Origin of the sequence: Inquilinus limosus DSM 16000, assembly GCF_000423185.1 — a bacterium.
Classification (GTDB): domain Bacteria; phylum Pseudomonadota; class Alphaproteobacteria; order DSM-16000; family Inquilinaceae; genus Inquilinus; species Inquilinus limosus.
The window spans coordinates 34,513-52,968 of record NZ_AUHM01000033.1 but is presented as its reverse complement, the minus strand read 5'-3'; the positions used below and the strand labels follow the sequence as shown (position 1 = coordinate 52,968).

Annotated in this window: 18 protein-coding genes; 11 read left to right on the top strand and 7 right to left on the bottom strand. The window is 71.6% G+C overall.

Annotated elements, in window-relative coordinates; all coding sequences use genetic code 11:
• Window positions 1-162 precede the first annotated feature (162 nt).
• Window positions 163-300, top strand: coding sequence for an SEC-C metal-binding domain-containing protein (locus G537_RS45645; protein WP_211230495.1), 138 nt, complete (start codon window positions 163-165; stop codon window positions 298-300).
• Window positions 301-341: 41 nt separating this feature from the next.
• Here the strand turns inward: G537_RS45645 and G537_RS43100 are convergent, their stop codons facing one another.
• Window positions 342-509: a YqaE/Pmp3 family membrane protein gene (locus tag G537_RS43100; RefSeq protein WP_081689006.1), complete on the bottom strand. Its 168-nt coding sequence runs from the start codon at window positions 507-509 to the stop codon at window positions 342-344.
• A 164-nt stretch (window positions 510-673) separates the two neighbouring features.
• Between G537_RS43100 and G537_RS0124100 the strand changes: the two genes are divergently transcribed.
• From G537_RS0124100 to G537_RS0124080, 5 genes are all read left to right on the top strand, one after another.
• On the top strand, window positions 674-1,477 hold the full coding sequence (locus G537_RS0124100) for a transporter substrate-binding domain-containing protein (protein ID WP_081689005.1): 804 nt from the start codon (window positions 674-676) through the stop codon (window positions 1,475-1,477).
• Between the two features lie 206 nt (window positions 1,478-1,683).
• Window positions 1,684-2,358 (top strand): amino acid ABC transporter permease, encoded by a 675-nt coding sequence (locus G537_RS0124095; RefSeq protein WP_026872289.1) that lies wholly within the window; start codon window positions 1,684-1,686, stop codon window positions 2,356-2,358.
• Window positions 2,355-3,008, top strand: coding sequence for an amino acid ABC transporter permease (locus tag G537_RS0124090; RefSeq protein WP_026872288.1), 654 nt, complete (start codon window positions 2,355-2,357; stop codon window positions 3,006-3,008). The genes G537_RS0124095 and G537_RS0124090 overlap by 4 nt, the downstream gene beginning before the upstream one ends.
• Before the next feature lie 41 nt (window positions 3,009-3,049).
• Window positions 3,050-4,090 carry a purine-nucleoside phosphorylase gene (locus tag G537_RS39620; RefSeq protein WP_211230491.1) on the top strand — a complete coding sequence of 347 codons (1,041 nt, stop codon included), beginning with the start codon at window positions 3,050-3,052 and terminating at the stop codon, window positions 4,088-4,090.
• An 81-nt stretch (window positions 4,091-4,171) separates the two neighbouring features.
• Complete coding sequence (locus G537_RS0124080) at window positions 4,172-6,262, top strand: mechanosensitive ion channel family protein (RefSeq protein WP_026872287.1); 2,091 nt, start codon at window positions 4,172-4,174, stop codon at window positions 6,260-6,262.
• Window positions 6,263-6,277: 15 nt separating this feature from the next.
• Here the strand turns inward: G537_RS0124080 and G537_RS0124075 are convergent, their stop codons facing one another.
• The 6 genes from G537_RS0124075 to G537_RS39610 form a co-directional block, all read right to left on the bottom strand.
• Window positions 6,278-6,709, bottom strand: coding sequence for an SRPBCC family protein (locus G537_RS0124075; RefSeq protein WP_026872286.1), 432 nt, complete (start codon window positions 6,707-6,709; stop codon window positions 6,278-6,280).
• Window positions 6,706-7,029, bottom strand: a complete 324-nt coding sequence (locus G537_RS0124070; RefSeq protein WP_026872285.1) for an ArsR/SmtB family transcription factor — start codon at window positions 7,027-7,029, stop codon at window positions 6,706-6,708. Before G537_RS0124070 ends, G537_RS0124075 begins: the two co-directional genes overlap by 4 nt.
• Window positions 7,030-7,230: 201 nt before the next feature.
• Complete coding sequence (locus G537_RS0124065) at window positions 7,231-8,202, bottom strand: substrate-binding domain-containing protein (RefSeq protein ID WP_026872284.1); 972 nt, start codon at window positions 8,200-8,202, stop codon at window positions 7,231-7,233.
• On the bottom strand, window positions 8,199-9,515 hold the full coding sequence (locus tag G537_RS39615) for an ABC transporter permease (RefSeq protein WP_034852819.1): 1,317 nt from the start codon (window positions 9,513-9,515) through the stop codon (window positions 8,199-8,201). Before G537_RS39615 ends, G537_RS0124065 begins: the two co-directional genes overlap by 4 nt.
• Window positions 9,512-11,101, bottom strand: a complete 1,590-nt coding sequence (locus G537_RS0124055) for a sugar ABC transporter ATP-binding protein (RefSeq protein WP_026872283.1) — start codon at window positions 11,099-11,101, stop codon at window positions 9,512-9,514. The genes G537_RS39615 and G537_RS0124055 overlap by 4 nt, the downstream gene beginning before the upstream one ends.
• 55 nt (window positions 11,102-11,156) lie before the next feature.
• Window positions 11,157-12,236 (bottom strand): LacI family DNA-binding transcriptional regulator, encoded by a 1,080-nt coding sequence (locus G537_RS39610; protein WP_051249033.1) that lies wholly within the window; start codon window positions 12,234-12,236, stop codon window positions 11,157-11,159.
• 109 nt (window positions 12,237-12,345) lie between these two features.
• Here G537_RS39610 and G537_RS42315 point away from each other — a divergent pair, with 109 nt between their 5' ends.
• From G537_RS42315 to G537_RS0124025, 5 genes are all read left to right on the top strand, one after another.
• Window positions 12,346-13,443, top strand: a complete 1,098-nt coding sequence (locus G537_RS42315) for an MBL fold metallo-hydrolase (protein ID WP_051249030.1) — start codon at window positions 12,346-12,348, stop codon at window positions 13,441-13,443.
• 211 nt (window positions 13,444-13,654) lie between these two features.
• On the top strand, window positions 13,655-14,632 hold the full coding sequence (locus tag G537_RS0124040; protein WP_026872282.1) for an ABC transporter substrate-binding protein: 978 nt from the start codon (window positions 13,655-13,657) through the stop codon (window positions 14,630-14,632).
• A gap of 177 nt (window positions 14,633-14,809) precedes the next feature.
• Window positions 14,810-16,513: an ABC transporter permease gene (locus tag G537_RS0124035; RefSeq protein ID WP_034852817.1), complete on the top strand. Its 1,704-nt coding sequence runs from the start codon at window positions 14,810-14,812 to the stop codon at window positions 16,511-16,513.
• A complete protein-coding gene (locus G537_RS39600) occupies window positions 16,501-17,586 on the top strand; it encodes an ABC transporter ATP-binding protein (protein WP_034852815.1) in 1,086 nt (361 codons plus the stop codon). The genes G537_RS0124035 and G537_RS39600 overlap by 13 nt, the downstream gene beginning before the upstream one ends.
• 78 nt (window positions 17,587-17,664) lie before the next feature.
• A complete protein-coding gene (locus tag G537_RS0124025; RefSeq protein ID WP_026872280.1) occupies window positions 17,665-18,453 on the top strand; it encodes an ABC transporter permease in 789 nt (262 codons plus the stop codon).
• Window positions 18,454-18,456 lie beyond the last annotated feature (3 nt).

Below are 18,456 nucleotides of genomic sequence, written 5' to 3'. Positions count from 1 at the left end.
GGCCCGTATCCCGGACGCCCTCGCGACAGAGGAGGTCATCATGCGCAAGGACCGTTTCGACGCCCCCTACTGCTTTTGAGCCGCTGAGCAAGCGCCGGAGGGGCTTTCAATTCCGAAACCCATGTCGGCCGGGGCGACCGGGTCGTCCATGGCGACAAGGAGCTGGTCGAGAAGCTGGGCCGCCGGGACCTCTGCCCCTGCGGCTCGGGCCGCAGCTTTCAGGCGCTGCTGCCTGAAGGGCAAGCGCTTCGACGGGGTGATGCGGAAGCACTATGTCCGCGACTGACCCCCGCCGCCTGACCCGATCGACGCCCGCCGGCCCGTGCCGGCGGGCGTCGCCGTCAATGCGGCGGGTGGATCGACAGGATGTAGAGGGCGTGGATGATGCCGGGGATCCAGCCCAGGATCGTCAGGATGATGTTGAGCCGCAGCTCGTCCCCGGCGCCGATGTCGAGATAGACGGCGAGCGGCGGGCAGAGGAAGGCGAGGATGTACAGCAGGGTGGCCAACAGTCTGTCCAGGTTGTGGATCCCGCCTCTCCCTAGCCTCCCCGGCCGGCCGGGACAATGCCGGGTGCGTAACGATTTGTTGCCGACTGTTTCCTGGCACGCGGCTTGCTGACCCCAGGGCCCGGATGGCGCGGCGGTCGCGCCGGCAGGATGGGGCGCAGGTGATGTCGTTGCTGAACTGGGGGAAGGGGCTGTTCTGCGGCCTGGCGGTCGCCATCGGGCTGGCCGGGGCGATGCAACCGGCCGCGGCCGAGGCGCTGGACGATGTGCTGGCCGCCGGGGTGATCCGCATCGCCGTGCCGCAGGACTTCCCGCCCTTCGGCTCGGCCGGGCCCGACCTGCAGCCGCAGGGCTACGACATCGACATGGCGAACCTGATTGCCCAGGATTTGGGCGTGAAGGTCGAGCTGGTGCCCGTCACCAGTGCAAACCGTCTGCCCTATCTGCAGACCCGCAAGGTCGACCTGATCATCTCCAGCCTCGGCAGGAACGCGGAGCGGGAGAAGGTGATCGACTTCACCAGCGCCTATGCGCCGTTCTTCTCCGGCGTGTTCGGCCCCGCCGATTCGACGGTGGCGAAGGCCGAGGACCTGTCGGGCAAGACCGTCGGCGTCACCCGCGGCGCGCTGGAGGACCTGGCGATCTCCAAGATCGCGCCGGCCGATGCCGATATCGAGCGGTTCGAGGACAACAACACCACCATCGCCGCCTTCCTGTCCGGCCAGACCGAGCTGATCGCCACCGGCAACGTCGTCGCCGCCGCGATCCTGGCGCGCGATCCGTCGGTGCGGCCGGAGCCGAAATTCATCCTCAGCCAGTCGCCCTGCTTCATCGGCCTGAACAAGGGCGAACCGAAGCTGCTGGCCAAGGTCAACGCCATCATCGCCGCGGCGAAGCAGGACGGCCGGCTGAACGCGATCAGCAAGAAGTGGCTCGGCGCGGCCCTGCCGGGCGACCTGCCGGTCTGAGCCTGTGAGGAGAGCGCGGCCGGCTCTCCCCCTCACCCTCCCGCCGCCTTCGGCGTCGGGCCCCTCCCCCTCCCCGAGGAGAGGGGAAGGAAGAGCCGGGCCCAATACCTCTCCTTGGGGAGAGGTCGAAATCGCGCAGCGATTTCGGGTGAGGGGGCGAGAGCCGGCGTCGACGCCCTGACTCCTTTCTGAACCGGAAGGCGCCTTTGACGTACCAGTTCCATTTCGCCGACCTCCTCGGCTATGGCGGGCTGATCCTGCAGGGGATCGGCCTGACCGTCCTGCTCACCCTCGCCGCCATCGCGGGCGGGCTCGTGCTGGGCATGCTCGGGGCGCTCGGCCGCCGCTCGCGTCTTGCGCCGGTCCGCATCATCGTCGGCGCCTATGTCGAGCTGATCCGCAACACGCCCTTCATCGTCCAGCTGTTCTTCGTCTTCTTCGGCCTGCCGCGCCTCGGGCTGCGGCTCGGCGGCGTCGAGGCGGCGCTGCTGGCGATGATCGTCAATCTCGGCGGCTACGCCACCGAGATCGTGCGCGCCGGGCTCGACGGCGTCGGCCGCGGGCTGTGGGAGGCCGGGGCCAGCCTCGGCCTGTCGCGCTGGCGCACCTTCCGGCTGGTGATCCTGATCCCGGCGCTGGAAAAGGTGTATCCCTCCCTGACCGGCCAGTTCGTCATCATCATGCTCGGCTCCTCGGTCGTGTCGCAGATCGCGGTGCGCGACCTGACCTTCGCCGGCAGCTTCATCCAGTCCCGCACCTTCCTCAGCTTCGAGACCTATCTCCTCGTCGGCGCGATCTACCTGCTGCTCGCGATCGTCCTGCGCCGGCTGTCGGACCGGCTGGCCCGGCGGCTGTTCCGTCACCGGCAGGTGGCCGCATGACCGGCTTCACCACTTGGGACATCCTGCGCAACCTGCTGCTGGCGGCGCGCTGGACCGTGGCCCTCAGCCTGATCGCCTTCCTGGGCGGTTTCCTGCTCGGCGCCTTCCTGCTGCTGCTGCGCCTCACGGGGCGGCGTTGGGCCGGGCGCGCGACCCGGCTCTACGTCCAGCTGTTCCAGGGCACGCCGCTGCTGATCCAGCTGTTCCTCTGCTTCTTCGGCCTGGCGCTGCTGGGCCTCGACCTGCCGCCGCTCGCCGCCGCCGCGGTGGCGCTGACCCTCTACGCCGCCGCCTTCCTGTCCGAGATCTGGCGCGGCGCGGTCGAAAGCGTGCCGCGCGGCCAGTGGGAGGCGGCGCGGGCCCTGGCCCTGACCTGGCCGCAGCAGCTGCGCCTGGTGATCCTGCCGCAGGCGCTGCGCGTCGCCATCGCGCCCACCGTCGGCTTCCTGGTGCAGGTGGTGAAGGGCACGGCCCTGGCCTCGGTGATCGGCTTCGTCGAGCTGACCAAGGCCGGCACCATCATCGTCAACGCCACCTTCGAGTCCGCCAGTACCTACGGCTTGGTCGCGCTGCTGTATTTCGCGCTGTGCTACCCGATCGCGCTGGCGGCGACGGCGCTGGAGCGGCGGCTGGCCCGCGGCACGCGCTAGGGTAGGTTCGAGATCCCGGTTCCGACGCGATGGAGCGACCCTTGCCTCTTCCCGAACTGAAGCGTGCCGCCGCCGCGGCGGCCCTGGCGGCGTTCGTCGCCGCTCCCGCCATGGCGCAGACGCCGCCTGTGCCGCGGCCGGTCAAGGTGCTGATCATCTCGATGTTCGGGCCGGAGGCGAAGCCCTGGATCGAGCAGCTTCGCCTGGATCAGGAGGTCGCGGTTCCGGGCCTTTCGCCCGACTATCCCGCCGTGCACTGCAACGCCGACGGCGTGTGCCAGATGACCACCGGCATGGGCCATGCCAACGCCGCGGCCTCGACCATGGCGCTGCTGTGGAGCCGGCAGTTCGACCTCAGCAAGGCCTATGTGCTGATCGCCGGCATCGCCGGGATCGATCCGGCGAAGGGCACGCTCGGCACCGCCGCCTGGGCCCGCTACCTGGTGGATTTCGGCATCCAGCACGAGATCGACGCCCGCGAGCTGCCGCAGGGCTGGAGCAGCGGCTATCTCGGCATCGGGGCGAAGGATCCGGCCGGGAAGCCGCCGCTCAACTACCGCACCGAGGTGTTCCAGCTGAACGAGGACCTGCTGCAGGCCGTCCTGGCCCTGACCAAGGATGCGAAGCTGGTCGACGGCGAGGCCGCGGCGGCCTATCGCGCCCGTTATCCGGACGCCCCGGCCAACCAGCCGCCGAAGGTCGTGCAATGCGACACGCTGGCGGGCGACACCTACTGGCACGGCGCCCGGATCGGCGAGCGGGCGAAGGACTGGGTGGCGCTCGTGACCGACGGCAAGGGCAGCTACTGCACGACGCAGCAGGAGGACAACGCCACCTTCGAGGCGCTGCGGCGGGGCGAGGAGGCGGGCCTCGTGGACACCGGGCGGGTCGCGGTGCTGCGCACCGCCTCCAATTTCGACCGGCCCCATCCCGGCCAGACGGCGGTGGAATCCCTGCTGGCCAAGTCCGGCGGCTTCCCGATCGCGATCGCCAACCTGTATGCGGCGGGCGCTCCCTTCGTCCAGGCCGTGGTCCGGGACTGGGAGACGTGGCAGGCCGGGGTTCTCGTCGCCGCCCAGTGATCCTCGCGTCCCGCCCGCGAGGACCGTTGCCACCGGCCGCGCGGCGCGAGAGCATGCGGGGCAGGGGACGGGGAGGGACGGATGGGCTGGTTCCGGGGCTTGTTGATCGCGGTGCTGGTCCTGCTCGGCGCGACGGCCTCGGCGCAGCAGGCGCCGCCCGCGCCGGCGGATCAGGCCCCGCCGGCCTCGGTGCAGCAGCTGCTCGACCTGCTGCGCAACCCCGAGGTGCAGGCTTGGCTGGCGCAACGGCAGGCGCAGGCCCCGGCCGCGGCGGCCCCGGCGCCGGCGGAGCAGGACGCGATCGATGAGATGCGGGCGCAGACCCGCGGCAAGCTGCAATGGTACGCCGCGACCGCGCGCGACCTGCCGGGCATCCTGGCCGCGGTCGGCGCCCGGATCGGCGAGGCGCTGGCCGAGCTCGGCCTGATCGGCCTCGTCCTGGCTGTCGGCGGCTTCGCCGGCATCGGCATCCTCGTCGAATGGCTGTTCCGGCGCCTGACCGCCTCCATCCGCCACCGGCTGATCCACGCGCCCGGCGCCGGGATCGGCGAGCATCTCGCCGTCTTCGCCGCCCGCCTCGTCTTCGCCGTCGGCAACGTCGTCGCCTTCGCCGTGGGCAGCCTCGGCATCTTCCTGATCTTCACCTGGCCGCACGGCTTCCAGCATCTGGTGCTGGCCCTGCTCGCCATCGTGCTGGTCGCCCGGCTGGCGCGGGCGGTGCTGCGGCTCGGCCTCGCCCCGGGCCGGCCGGACCTGCGCCTGGTCGCGGTGGAGGAGCGCGTCATCCCGGTGATCATGCGCTGGCTGATCGCGATCCCGACGGTGATGATCGGCGGCGTGTTCCTGGCCCGGCTGATGCGCCGGCTGGACGCGCCGGAGGATGCGGCGCTGCTGATCCGCGAGCTGACCTCGTTCCTGGTGCTGGCCCTGGTCGTCGCCTTCACCTGGCGGCGCCGGGCCTGGACCGACCAGCCGGGCCTCAAGGACGACCTCGCGCGCTGGCTGGTCACGGTGGCGATGGCGGCCGCCGCGGTCCTGGTCGCGCTCGGCGCCGCCCGCGCCGCGGTCACGGTGTTCGTGCTGGCGCTGCTGCCCTGGGGCTTGCGCCAGATCCGCGAGGCGGCGCGGTCAGTGGCGTCGCCGGATTCGATCGAGGGCAAGGACCGGCCGCTGGCCATGCTGGTGGAGCGCACGGCCCAGGCGCTGGTGATCCTCGGCGCGCTCGCCTTCCTGGCGGACCGCTGGGACGTCGATTCGATGCGGGCGATGATGGCGGCGGGCGATCCGGGCGCCATGGCGCTGCGCGCCGTCCTGCGCATCGTGCTGACGCTGATCGTGGTCGACCTGCTGTGGCATCTCGGCCGGGCCGTGATCGACCACCAGTTGAGCCGGTCGACCGCGACCATGTCGGCGACCGACGCCGCGCATCAGTCGCGGCTGCGCACGCTGCTGCCGCTGTTCCGCAACGCCTATTTCGTCACCCTGGCCACGGTCGCGGTGCTGGTGGTGCTGTCCTCGCTCGGCATCGATATCGGGCCGCTCCTGGCCGGCGCCGGCGTGGTCGGCCTCGCCATCGGCTTCGGCGCACAGACCCTGGTGAAGGACATCGTCTCCGGCGTCTTCTTCCTGCTCGAGGACGCGTTCCGGGTCGGCGAATATGTCGAGATCGGCACCCTCAAGGGCACGGTCGAGGCGATCTCGATCCGCTCGCTCAAGCTGCGGCACCAGCGCGGCGCCCTGCAGACCGTGCCGTTCGGCGAGGCCCGTGCGATGACCAATCTCAGCCGCGACTGGGTGGTGATGAAGCTGGAGTTCCGGGTGCCCTTCGAAACCGATGTCGATCAGGTGAAGAAGATCGTGAAGAAGATCGGCGCCGAGATCGCCGCCGACCCGACGCTGGGACCGCATCTGCTCGACCCGCCGAAATCCCAGGGCGTGCGCCGGATCGAGGAGTTCAACATGGTGGTCGGGATCAAGTTCATGGCCCGGCCGGGCGAGCAGTTCATGATCCGGCGGATGCTGTACCAGCGCATCCTCGAGGAGTTCGACGCCGCCGGCATCCATCTCGCCCGGCGCGACGTGGTGGTGCGCAGCCATGACGGCGGCGAGGTCGACCCGGCGGTGGCCGCCGCCGCCATCGCCGCGACCGGTGGCGGCCCGCCGCAGGGCTGACTTCAGGCGGCGGACTCAGTCCGCCCGCGCCAGAACCTGCTCCAGTTTTTCGAAGAACTGCGACCACCCGGCCTTGGCGCCGTGATAGGCCTGCGTCTGGTCCGGCCGGAAGCCCGACTGCTCCATGCGCAGATGGGTGCCCGCAGCCGTCGGGGTAAGGGTGAAGGTCACCACACTCCTCAGATCATAGGCCGCGTCGTCATGCGCGAAGTTCCAGGTATAGGACAGCATCCTGTTCGGCTCGACCGTGAGGACCTCGCAATCCAGCACGCCGCCCCAGTCTCCGCGCAGGTTGAAGCGATGGCCCACGACCGGCTTGAAGTCGGTCTTCATCAGCCATTCCTCGATCAGGTGCGGCTGTGTCAGCGCGCGCCAGAGCCTTTCCGGCGGATGAGCGATCTCGCGCTCGACGATGACGGAGCGCGTTTCGGTCGATGCGTCGTTCATTGATCCATCCTCTTCAGCAGGTCCTCGAGGTCGTCGAACCGGTTCTCCCAGAACCCGGCCATCTGGCCGGTCCAGTCGATCAGCGGGGCCAGGGCGCGCGGCAGCGCGCTGTAATGCGTCTGGCGGCCTTCGTGGCGGTCACGCACCAGCCCGGCCTGTTTCAGGACCCCGAGATGCTTCGACACGGCCGGCTGCGAGACGCCGGCCCGGGCCGTCAGCGCCGCGACCGTCTGCTCTCCGTCGCGGCACAGCCGCTCGAAGATGGCCCGCCGCGTCGGATCGGCGAGCGTTCTGAAGAGCACGTCGTGGGCGTCAGTCATCTGCAATCGATAACCCGTGGGCTATGGATTGATCTATAACCGGTGAGCTATATGAGTCAAGCCCGAACGTGCAGCGGCAAGGGGCCGGAGGGATGAGGAGGAGCCTGGTCACGGGCGCGCGGATAAGCGGACAGGCCGGAGCCGCCCCCTTCACCCGAGATCGCCGTGGAATCCCGGGTGAGGGGGCGTCCGGCGCGGCCGCTACATCAGCCCGTTCTGCTTCAGGATCTCCGGCGCGTTCTCCTTGGTGATGGTCATGGTCGGCAGGACGATCGTCTTCTCGACCGTCTCGCCCTTCAGCAGCTTCACCGCCTGACGGAGGCCTTCGGCGCCCGGGGTGGGGTAGAGGAAGGTCGCCGCCAGCTCGCCCTTGTTGACCCAGACCACACCCTCGTTCGGCAGGCCGTCGACGCCGACGAACTTGATCTCCTTCTCGCGGCCCACATCCTTGGCGGCGAGATAGGCGCCATAGGCCATCGGGTCGTTGTGGCCGTAGACCAGGTCGATCTTCTCGAAGTTGCGCAGCGCCGTGGCCATGATGTCGTAGGCCAGATTCTGCTTCCAGTCGGCCGACTGCTTGTCCAGCAGGAACTTCAGCCCCGGCTCCTTGTCGGCCACCGAGTGGAAACCGTTGGACCGGTCATGCGCCGGCTGGGTGCCGAGGCCGCCCCAGATCTCGACGACGTTGCCGGCCGCCTTGCCCGGGCCGCCCAGCGCCTTGGCCACGAACTCGCCGACCGCCTTGCCGATCACGACGTTGTCGCCGCCGATGAACTGGGTGTAGCGGTCGGTGTCGACGTTGCGGTCCAGCACGAAGACCGGGATCTTGGCGTCGATCGCCTTCTCCACCACACCGGTCAGCCCGGCCGATTCCTTCGGCGAGATCAGCAGTGCGTTCACCTCCTGCCGGATGAAGTTCTCGACATCGGCGACCTGCTTCTCGGTGCGGTCCTCGGCGTCGGCGATCAGCAGCTCCACCTCGGGATGCTTCTCGGCCTCGGCTTTGATGTCCTTGTTGAACTGGACGCGCCAGGGCTCCAGCGTCGTCGCCTGGGAGAAGCCGATGCGCCATTTGGCGGCGGCGCGGGCCGGGGCCCAGCCGGCGGGCAGGTGCAGGGTGACGCCGGCGCCCAGCGCCAGCGCGGTCGTTTTCAACAGATCGCGACGGTTCATGGTTGCGTTCCTTCCCGATGGATCAGCGACGATCCTTGTTGGCCCGCCGCCTCGCTCCGGGCGGCGGGGTCCCGCCGGGCTGCGCGCGCCGTGCGGAACGGCGCCAGCAGATCGGCCAGGTTGCGCTCCTGCAGCAGCACGGTGACGACGATGATCGCGCCCTTGAACACGAGCTGCAGGTTGGAGTTGATGTTGTGGAGCTGCAGGATGTTCGACAGCAGCCCGAAGATCAGGACGCCGACCAGGGTGCCGGCCAGCGCGCCGCGGCCGCCCATCAGGCTGGTGCCGCCGATCACGACGGCGGCGATGGCGTCCAGCTCCAGCCCCGCCCCGGCGTCCGGCTTGCCCTGGCGGTACTGGGCGACATAGAGGATGCCGGCCAGGGTGGCGAGCATGCCGGAGAAGGCATAGGCCGCGATCTTCACCCGGTCGACCGGGATGCCGGACAGCCGCGCCGCCTCCTCGTTGCCGCCGATGGCGTAGACGTAGCGGCCGAACACGGTCAGGCGCAGCAGCACCGCGAAGACCGCGACCGCGGCCAGGAAGAACAGGCCCGGCACCGGCAGCACGCCCCACAGCATGCTGCGCAGCAGCTCGATGTCCTCGGTGGCGTTGGTGCCGGCATAGACCGGCAGCACGGCGCTGTCCTGCCCCGCGGTCAGGCGCGACAGGCCCAGCATGCCCACCATCATGGCCAGCGTGACGATGAAGGGCTGCAGCCGGCCGGCGACGATGATGGCGCCGCTGACCGCGCCGACGACGAGGCCGGCGCAGGGCACCGCCACCAGCAGGGCCGGGACGCCGAATTTGGTGCCGACCTGCGGCACCAGCCATGCGGCCACCAGCGCCGCCAGGGCCAGGCCGGCGGCGCCGGGCACCCAGCTGTCGCGCAGCGGGTCGCGCGCCGCCTGCCGCCGGGCGCCGACCGGCCCCTCCGTGTGTCTGAGCCCGCGGCCGAGGAAGCGGACCAGCAGGAAGGCGGCGGCGAAGGCGACCACGACCGCCGCCGGCACGGCGACGGTGGCGGAGCTGGTCCAGCCGTCCTTGGTCAGCAGCGTCGCGGTCAGCACCGTGCCGAAGGCCATCACCGACCCGACCGACAGGTCGATGCCGGCGATCAGGATCACCACGGTCATACCGACGGCGACGAGGCCGGTGATCGACACCTGGCGCAGCACGTCGGTCAGGTTGCCGTAGGACAGGAAGATGTTGCGGCCGCTGCCGGAGACCGGCGAGAAGGCGATGCCGATCAGCAGGATGACCAGCAGGCCCCAGTACAGCTTGGTGCGGGACAGCAGGCGAAGCACGGTCATGACACGGCCTCGGGCATGGTCTGGGCGGTTCGGGCGGCGCGGGGGGCGGCGAGGTCCATGATCGCCTCCTGGCTGGCCTCGGCGCGGGACAGGAGGCCGGTCTGCCGGCCCTCGCACATCACCAGGATGCGGTCGGCCAGCAGCAGCAGCTCCGGCAGCTCGGAGGAGACGAGGAGGATGGCGATGCCCTGGTCGGCCAAAGCGAAGATCAGGTCGTAGATCTCCTTCTTGGCGCCGATGTCGATGCCGCGGGTCGGCTCGTCCAGCAGCAGGACGCGCGGGGCGGTGGCGAGCCACTTGCCGATCACCACCTTCTGCTGGTTGCCGCCGGACAGGCGCCCGGCCGGCTGAAGCGGCCCGGTGCAGCGCACCGAGAGGCGGCCGATGGTGCTCCGCGCCAGCTCCGCCTCCCGCCCGAAGCGGCGCAGGCCGAGGCGGGCGAGGACCGAGAGCGAGGGCAAGGCGAGGTTGTCGCGGATCGAGGCGCCGAGCAGCAGCCCGGTCGCCTTGCGGTCCTCGGTCACCAGCGCCAGGCCGTGCCGCTTGGCCGTGCGCGGGTCGTCGATCACGACCGGGGCGCCGTCGATCCGGGCGGTGCCGCCGCGGCGGCCGCGGGCGGAACCGAAGATGGTCTCCAGGATCTCGCTGCGGCCGGCGCCGAGCAGCCCGGCGATGCCCAGGATCTCGCCGGGCTGCAGGTCGAAGCCGACGCCGTCCAGCACCCGGCGCCAGCCGCCGCGCCGCCCCGGCACGTCCAGCGACAGGTCGCGGACGGACAGCACCGGCCGGCCGCCGGCGCCGCCGCGCCCGGCCGGGTGCTCGGCCTTGGCCAGCTCGCGGCCGACCATATGGGCGATGATCCGTTCCCGCGTCAGCGCGGCGATCGGGGCGGTGACGATGTGGCGGCCGTCGCGCAGGATGGTGACGCGGTCGGCCAGCTCCATCACCTCGTCCATCCGGTGCGAGATGTAGACGACCGCCACGCCGTCGCGCGCCAGCTGCCGCACCACCGCGAACAGCGTGGCGCACTCCGCCGGCGACAGGGCGGAGGTCGGCTCGTCCATGATCAGGATGCGGGTGTCGAGCGACAGCGCCTTGGCGATCTCGACCAGCTGCTGCTCGCCGACGCGCAGGCTGCCCACCCGGGCGTCCGGATCGACGGCGATGCCGAGGCGGCGGATCAGCCGCGCCGCCGCCTCGCGCAGGGCCGGCCCGTCGACGAAGATGCCGCCCCGCAGCGGCTCGCGGCCGAGAAAGATGTTTTCGGCCACGGTCATGCCCGGCACCAGGTTCAGCTCCTGGTGGATGATGGCGATGCCGGCCTCCTCGGCGTCGCGCACCCCGGCGAACAGGCGCGGCACGCCGTCGACCAGGATGGTGCCGTCATAGTCGCCGTAGATCCCGGCCAGGATCTTCATCAGGGTCGACTTGCCGGCCCCGTTCTCGCCCATCAGCGCGTGGATCTCGCCCGGGAACACGTCCAGGCCGACGCCGTGCAGCACCGTGACGCCGGCGAAGGCCTTGCCGATGCCGGCGGCCTGCAGCACCGGCGGCGCGGCGCTCGTCTCTGCGGCTGAACTCGACACGTCTCCTCCCAGTCTTGTCGCGGGCGGCTTCGTTGCGGCCGCCCGGCGCGGCGGTTCAGGGCGGCCCGGCCGCCCCCTCCGCCGTGTCCTTGAAAGCTTTCATCCGCCGCCGCGCCGCGGCCTTTCCGGGCGGCGCGGCCGTGGTCTCGCGCACGATCAGCGGCGCCGGCAGGCGGATGTGCTCCGCCGGCCGGTCCGGTTTCTCGAAGGCGGCGGTCAGGATGCGCCAGGCATGGCCGGCCAGCGCCTCGGTCGGCTGGCGGATGGCGCTGACGAAGGGGCGCAGCACGGTCAGCCAGGCGAAGTCGTCGAAGGCCAGCAGCGACAGGTCCTGCGGGATCGACAGCCCGGCATCCTGCACCGCCCGCAGCACGCCCAGCGTGGCGACGTTGCTGCCGGTGAACACCGCGGTGGGCCGATCGGGTTCGGCCAGCACCGGCAGAACGCCGGCCCGGGTCTCCTCCTCGGTCATGCCCGGCAGCAGCACCCGGGCATGCTTCTCCAGCCCCGCGGCGCGCATGGCCGACAGGAAGCCCTCGACCCGCGCGGCGCTGTTCCACAGCCGGGTCGAGTTGATGACGAAGGCGACGTCGCGGTGGCCCAGGCCCAGCAGATGCTCGGTTCCCAGCCGGGTGGCGGCGGCGTTGTCGGAGGCGACCGACGGGAAGCGGTCCTCGGCCCCGACCCGGTCCAGCACCACCACCGGGATGCGGTGGTGCCGCATCTCTCGCTCGGTCGCCGACCAGTCGCGGGTCGGGATGATGATAAGCCCGTCGACGCGGCGCGACAGCAGCGCCCGCACCCGCTCGTGCTCGCGCTCCGGGTCCTCGCGCGAGGTGACGATGATGACGTCGTAGCTCTGCGACAGGGCGATGTTCTCGAGATGCTCGACCAGCTCGTTGAACACGATGTTGTTTACGTCCGGCACCACCAGCCCGATGGTGCGGGTGCGCTGCCGGCGCAGGCCGGCCGCCAGGCTGTTCGGGCGGTAGCCCAGCGCCTCGGCCGCCTCCAGCACCCGCTGGCGGCTCTCGGCGGCGACCCCGGCCTTGCCGTTGAACACGTTGGATGCCGTGCCGAGCGAGACCCCGGCCCGTGACGCGACCTCCCTGATCGTCGTCTTCCGCTGTGGCATGCCTCCACTATGAAACGTTTCATTCGGGAGTCAAGACAGCCGTGTGAAGGCGGGGATGGCGTCCCGCGCCGATGCCGTCTAGGCAGGAGGCGGCGATCTGGAGGGGCGGATGGCGGCGAGCGTGCGGGCGATCTCGGGCGTCGGGGGCAAGGGCCCGGCCTGCTTCCTGGTGGAGGCGGGCGGGACGCGGCTGCTGCTCGACTGCGGCGCCGGTCCGGACGAGGGCATGCGGCCCGACCTCTCCGGCCTCGGCCCGGTCGACGCCATCCTGCTCAGCCATGCCCATCCCGACCATGTCGACGCGCTGCCGGAGGCGGCGGAGCGGTTCGGCCCGGTGCCGGTCTACGCCACCCCGCCGGTGCTGGAGGCGCTGCCCGAGGGGGCGCCGGCCGACCGCCGGCCTCTCGGCCTCGGCCGCAACCGGCTGCCGGACGGGCTCGCCGTCACCTGCGGCCGGTCCGGCCACGCGCCGGGCGGGGTGTGGCTGCATCTCGCGGTCGGCGGCGGGCTGTTCTATGCCGGCGACATGGCCTTCGACTCGGTGGTGTTCGCCGTCGATGCCGAGCCGCCGCCGGCGCGGGTCGCGATCCTCGACGCCTCCTATGGCGACGACGACACGCCGCATGAGGACCGCATCGCCGCCTTCGCCCCGGTCTTCGCCGCCAAGCGGTCGCTGCTGCTGGCCCCGGCCGGCGGGCGGGGGCCGGAGATCGCGATGGCCGCCGCGGCCGCGAACGGCCGGAAGCCGGCGGTGTGCGATGCCAACCGCGCGATGATCGACCGGCTGATCGCCGACCCGGGCTGGCTTCGGCCCGGCGCCGCGACGATGCTGGATTCCCTGCGCAGCCGGATCGAGCCGATCGGCTCCGTCGAGCCGCCGCCGGAGCGGCCGATCATCGCCGCCAAGCCGAACGCCACCGGCGGCGCCGCCAAGCCGCTGCTGGAAGGCTGGGGCAGCGAGGACGGGCCGGTGGTCGCCACCGGCTACCTCGCCGCCGGCACCCCGGCGCGCCGGGCGGTGGAGGCGGGGCGCGCGATCTCCCTGCGCTGGCCGGTGCATCCGCGCCTGTCGCAGAACGCCGCGCTGGCCAAGGCGCTCGGGGCCGAGGTGGTGGTGCCGGCCTTCGGCGACGCCAAGCACCGCTCCGCCTGGGCCAAGGCCTTTGCGCCGGCCCGCATTGTCCTCGACGAGACCGTGGAGATTTGACCTCATGCCAATGGTTTGAGATCCGCTCTTCGGCCCCAAACCGTCATGGCCACGGCGCTGCGCGCCTCGCCATGACGGGTCAATGTTTCGGGCCGCTGGTATCAGGCCTCGACGGCACGGGCTTGCCCTGGCGGGTGGAACCGGTCACGAAACTGCAACCGGAACCTGCTAGCACCCTAGCCATTGTCTAAAATCCTTGGGATCGACGCCGATGCTGACCCGCCTTCTGCTCGCCGCCGCCTTGACGGCCGTCTCCACCGCGGCGCTCGCCGCGCCGGGATCGCTGATGATCTACACCTCGACCCCGAACGAGGCGATGACGGCGCTGGTCGCCGAGTTCAACAAGGCGCATCCGGAGGTGAAGGTCGAGTTCTTCCGCTCCGGCACCACCGAGGTGCTGAACAAGCTGCAGGCGGAGTTCGCGGCCGGGTCGCCGCAGCCCGACGTCGTGTTCATCGCCGATGCGGTGGCGATGCAGCAGCTGAAGGATGACGGCCGGCTGCTGGCCTATGCCGACGCGCCGATCGCCGGCTTCCCCGACGGCTTCGCCGACCCGGACAAGACCTATTTCGGCACCAAGCTGATCCCGACCGGCATCGCCTGGAACACCAAGTCCGGCGCGCCGGCGCCGAAGTCCTGGGCCGACCTCTTGTCCGCCGCGGCCAAGGACCAGGTGATCATGGCCAGCCCGCTCTATTCCGGCGCCGCGGTGATCCATGTCGGCACCGTCGCGGCGCAGCCCGGCCTGGGCTGGGACTATCTCGACAAGCTGGCGGAGAACGGCGCCGTCGCCGGCCAGGGCAACGGCACGGTGATGGAAGCGGTGGCCACCGGCCAGAAGGCCTACGGCATCATCGTCGACTTCATGGCGCTGAACGCCAAGGCCAAGGGCTCGCCGGTCGATTTCGTCTATCCGGCGGACGGCGTGTCGGTGGTGACCGAACCGGTGGCGATCCTGAAGACCGCCGACGACGTCGCCGACGCCAAGACCTTCGTGAACTGGCTGCTCTCGGACGAGGGCCAGGCGTACATGGCCAAGCAGGGTTACATCCCCGGCAAGCCCGGCGCCCCGCTGCCGCCCGGCCGCCCGGCGGCCGCCGACCTGAAGCTGATGCCGGTTTCGGCCGAGGCCTTGGCCAAGGGCGTCGACGAGAACAAGCGCAAGTTCAGCGACGCCTTCGGGGGGTGAGGCAGCGCTTGGGCTTCCCCTTACTGTCATTGCCGGGCTTGACCCGGCAATCCAGAGGATGTCGAGACCTTCTGGATGCCCGGGTCAAGCCCGGGCATGACAGGACGGGAGACATGGGTGGAGTAAGGGGCTAAACGCGGAGGCTCCGAGATCGTCGAGCACAGTTCCATCAGTCCCGTGAGTCGTTCTCTTGCGTCAGCCCCCGCCCTCCGCCCGCGCCGCTGGGGCGACCCGGCGCTGGCTGGGGCGGCCGGGGCCTATGTGCTGCTGTTCTGCGCCCTGCCGCTGCTTCGGCTGTTCGCCGAAGGGCTGGCGCAGCCGGAGGCGGCGCTTTCCATGCTCGGCGGCCGGGCGACGCTGCGGGCGCTGCAGAACACCGTCGTCGCCGGCCTCGGCTCCACCCTGGTCTCGGTCGTGGTCGGCGGCGGCCTCGCGCTCGCCATCGGGCTGACCGACATCCGGCGCCGGGGCGTGCTGGCGCTGCTGTGCCTGCTGCCGATGCTGATCCCGCCGCAGATCGCGGCGCTGGCCTGGATCCGGCTGCTCGACGCCGGCACGCCGGCCCGCGCCCTGCTCGACGCCGTCACCGGCCCCTGGCCGAACCACCCGCTCTATTCCGGCGGCGGGGTGGTCTGGATCATGGGGCTGGAGCATGCGGCGCTGGTCTTCCTCGCCGTCACCGCCGCCATTCGAAGCCTGCCCTGCGACCTGGTCGAGGCCGCGCGCGCCGCCGGCGCGAAGGGGCCGCGCATCCTGCTCGGCATCCTGCTGCCGCTGCTGCGCCCGGCCCTGCTGGCCGGCGCGGCGCTGGCCTTCGTCTCGGCGATCGGCAATTTCGGCGTGCCTGCCCTCCTCGGCATCCCCGGCCGCTACAGCGTGCTGACCACGCTGATCTACCAGCGGCTCAGCGGCTTCGGCCCTTCGGTGCTGGGCGAGGTGGCGGCGCTGGCCCTGGTGCTGGCGCTGCTGGCGGCGCTCGGCCTCGGGCTGCAGCGCTGGGCCGCGGCGCGGGCGCCGGTGCTGGTCCGCACCGGGCCGACCGGGCCGGTCCTGCCGCTCGGCCGCGCCCGGCCCTGGGTGGAGATGGCGCTGTGGCTGGTCGTCGGCGTGCTGTCCGTCGCGCCGCTTCTGGCCCTGCTGGCCTCGGCCCTGGTGCCGGCGCTGGGGGTGGAGCTCAGCCTCGACACCGCCAGCCTCGACCAGTTCGCCTACATCCTGTTCGAACACGACCCGACCCGCCGCGCCTTCCTCAACAGCGCCGTGCTGGCCGGGGCCGCGGCGGTGGCCACGGCGGCGGTCGGGCTGGTCCTCGCCTATTACGCCGAGGCGCGGCGTTCCCGGGCCATGCGCTGGCTCGACACCGTCGCCGACCTGCCCTATGCGCTGCCCGGCGTGCTGACCGCGATCGCCGCCATCCTGCTGCTGCTGCGGCCGCTGCCGCTGCTCGGCATCAGCCTCTATGGCACGCTGTGGATCATCCTCGCCGCCTATCTCGGCCGGTTCCTGGCCCTGGCGCTGCGGCCGGTGGCGGCGGCGGTCGCCCAGGCCGACCCGGCGCCGGAGGAGGCGGCGCGCCTGGCCGGCGCCCGCGGGCCGCGGCGCCTCTTCGGCATCCTGCTGCCCGCCGTCGCGCCCGCGGTCGCGACCGGGGCCATCCTGGTGTTCCTGACCGCCTTCAACGAGCTGACGGTCTCGGCCCTGCTGTGGTCGCGGGGCAGCGAGACGGTCGGGGTGATGGTGTTCTCGCTGCAGGCGGAAGGCGCCGCCACCGCCGCCTCGGCCGTCGCCGTCCTCACCGTGCTGGTCACGCTCGGCCTCGCCGGAATCGCCACGCTCTTCGCCCGCCGCCTGCCCAGGGGATCGCTGCCATGGCTGCCGTAGAGATCGAAGGAGTCGTCCGGCGCTTCGGCCATCGCACCGCGGTCGACGGCGTCGAGCTGCAGGTGGCGCAGGGCGAGTTCCTGGCCCTGCTCGGCCCCTCCGGCTGCGGCAAGACCACGCTGCTGCGCCTGCTCGCCGGCTTCGACGCGCCCGATGCCGGCACGATCCGGATCGGCGGCCGCGCGGTGGCCGGCGCGGGGGCGATGGTGCCGGCGGAGGAGCGCGGCATCGGCATGGTGTTCCAGTCCTACGCCCTGTGGCCGCACATGACCGTGCGCGAGAATGTCGATTACGCGCTGCGCATCCGCCGGCTGCCGGCGGCGGAGCGGAACCGGCGTGCGGAGCAGGCGCTGGCCGCGGTCGGCCTGTCCGACCGCGCCGAGGCCCGGCCCGACGCGCTGTCGGGCGGCCAGCGCCAGCGCGTCGCCCTGGCCCGCTGCCTGGCCATGGCGCCGTCGCTGGTGCTGATGGACGAGCCGCTGGCCAATCTCGACGTGCATCTGCGCGACGCGCTGCAGGCGGAGTTCCGCCGGCTGCACCGGCAGCTCGGCGCCACCGTGGTCTATGTCACCCACGACCAGGCCGAGGCCATGGCCCTGGCCGACCGCATCGCGGTGATGGACCGCGGCCGGCTGCAGCAGGTGGCGCCGCCGCGGCGCCTCTACGCCGAGCCGGCGACCGCCATGGTCGCGGATTTCGTCGGCCGCGGCATGGTGGTGCCGGTGACCTGGCGCGGCGGCGCGGGGCCGGGCCTCTGCGCCGCCGAGCTCTGGGGCCATGCGGTGCGGCTGCGCAGCGGCCCCGGCCCGCGCACGCCGTCGCAATCCGCCTGCCTGCGGGCCGAGGGGCTGGCGGTCGATCCGGCGGACGGCATCCCGGCGCGGCTGGAGCGCGCCGTCTTCGAAGGCGCGGTCACCATCCTGCACTGCCGGCCGGAGGCCGACCCCGCCCGGGTGCTGCGCGTCGCCCATCGCGGCCCGCCGCCGGAGGAGGGGGCGGCGCTGCGCCTCCGGGTCGAGGATGGCTGGCTGATGCCGGCCGAGGCCGGCGCCGGGGCGATGGCGGCGGAGTAGGGGCTGCCGGCACCTCGGCCATTTGCCGGCCGTGCCCGGCCGGGCTATGGTCGCGCGCCCGCCGCCACACGAACGCCCATGCCCCAGCCCCGCCTGATCGGCCGCATCAACTGGATCGGCCTGTGGACCCTGACCGCCAAGGAGGTGCACCGCTTCCTCAAGGTCGCGACCCAGACCATCGCCGCGCCGGTGGTCACCACCCTGCTGTTCTACGCCATCTTCGCGCTCGCCCTCGGCGGTGCGTCGCGCGAGGCCGCGGGGGTGCCGTTCCTGCAGTTCCTGGCCCCGGGGCTGATCATGATGGCGATGGCGCAGAACGCCTTCGCCAACACCTCCTCCTCGCTGATGATCGCCAAGATCCAGGGCAACATCGTCGACGTGCTGATGCCGCCCCTGGCGCCGGCCGAGCTGGCGGTGGGCTACATCGCCGGCGGCATCGTCCGCGGCCTGCTGGTCGGCACGGTGACCTGGGCCGCGATCCGGATCTTCGTGCCGGTCGACCCGATCCACCCGGGCTTCGTCCTGTTCCACGGCATCGCCGCGTCGATGATGCTGGCGCTGCTCGGCGCCATCGGCGGCATCTGGTCGGAGAAGTTCGACCACATCGCCGCCGTGACCAATTTCGTGGTGACGCCGCTGGCCTTCCTGTCCGGCACCTTCTACTCGCTCGACCGGCTGCCGCCGGCCTGGCACTTCGTCGTCCATCTCAACCCGTTCTTCTACATGATCGACGGGTTCCGCTACGGCTTCATCGGCGTCAGCGACGGCACGCTGGCCGTCGGCATCCTGGTCCTGCTCGGCGCCAACGCGGCGCTGCTGGCGCTGCTGCTGCGCATGCTCGCCACCGGCTACAAGCTGAAGGCCTGAGGC

Excerpts from the sequence above, each read along its gene's own strand:
- G537_RS0124100 (WP_081689005.1), top strand. The coding sequence starts at position 674 with ATGTCGTTGCTGAACTGGGGGAAGGGGCTGTTCTGCGGCCTGGCGGTC.
- G537_RS0124090 (WP_026872288.1), top strand. The coding sequence starts at position 2,355 with ATGACCGGCTTCACCACTTGGGACATCCTGCGCAACCTGCTGCTGGCG.
- G537_RS0124080 (WP_026872287.1), top strand. The coding sequence starts at position 4,172 with ATGGGCTGGTTCCGGGGCTTGTTGATCGCGGTGCTGGTCCTGCTCGGC.
- G537_RS0124075 (WP_026872286.1), bottom strand. The coding sequence starts at position 6,709 with ATGAACGACGCATCGACCGAAACGCGCTCCGTCATCGTCGAGCGCGAG.
- G537_RS0124070 (WP_026872285.1), bottom strand. The coding sequence starts at position 7,029 with ATGACTGACGCCCACGACGTGCTCTTCAGAACGCTCGCCGATCCGACG.
- G537_RS0124065 (WP_026872284.1), bottom strand. The coding sequence starts at position 8,202 with ATGAACCGTCGCGATCTGTTGAAAACGACCGCGCTGGCGCTGGGCGCC.
- G537_RS39615 (WP_034852819.1), bottom strand. The coding sequence starts at position 9,515 with ATGACCGTGCTTCGCCTGCTGTCCCGCACCAAGCTGTACTGGGGCCTG.
- G537_RS39610 (WP_051249033.1), bottom strand. The coding sequence starts at position 12,236 with ATGCCACAGCGGAAGACGACGATCAGGGAGGTCGCGTCACGGGCCGGG.
- G537_RS42315 (WP_051249030.1), top strand. The coding sequence starts at position 12,346 with ATGGCGGCGAGCGTGCGGGCGATCTCGGGCGTCGGGGGCAAGGGCCCG.
- G537_RS0124040 (WP_026872282.1), top strand. The coding sequence starts at position 13,655 with ATGCTGACCCGCCTTCTGCTCGCCGCCGCCTTGACGGCCGTCTCCACC.
- G537_RS39600 (WP_034852815.1), top strand. The coding sequence starts at position 16,501 with ATGGCTGCCGTAGAGATCGAAGGAGTCGTCCGGCGCTTCGGCCATCGC.
- G537_RS0124025 (WP_026872280.1), top strand. The coding sequence starts at position 17,665 with ATGCCCCAGCCCCGCCTGATCGGCCGCATCAACTGGATCGGCCTGTGG.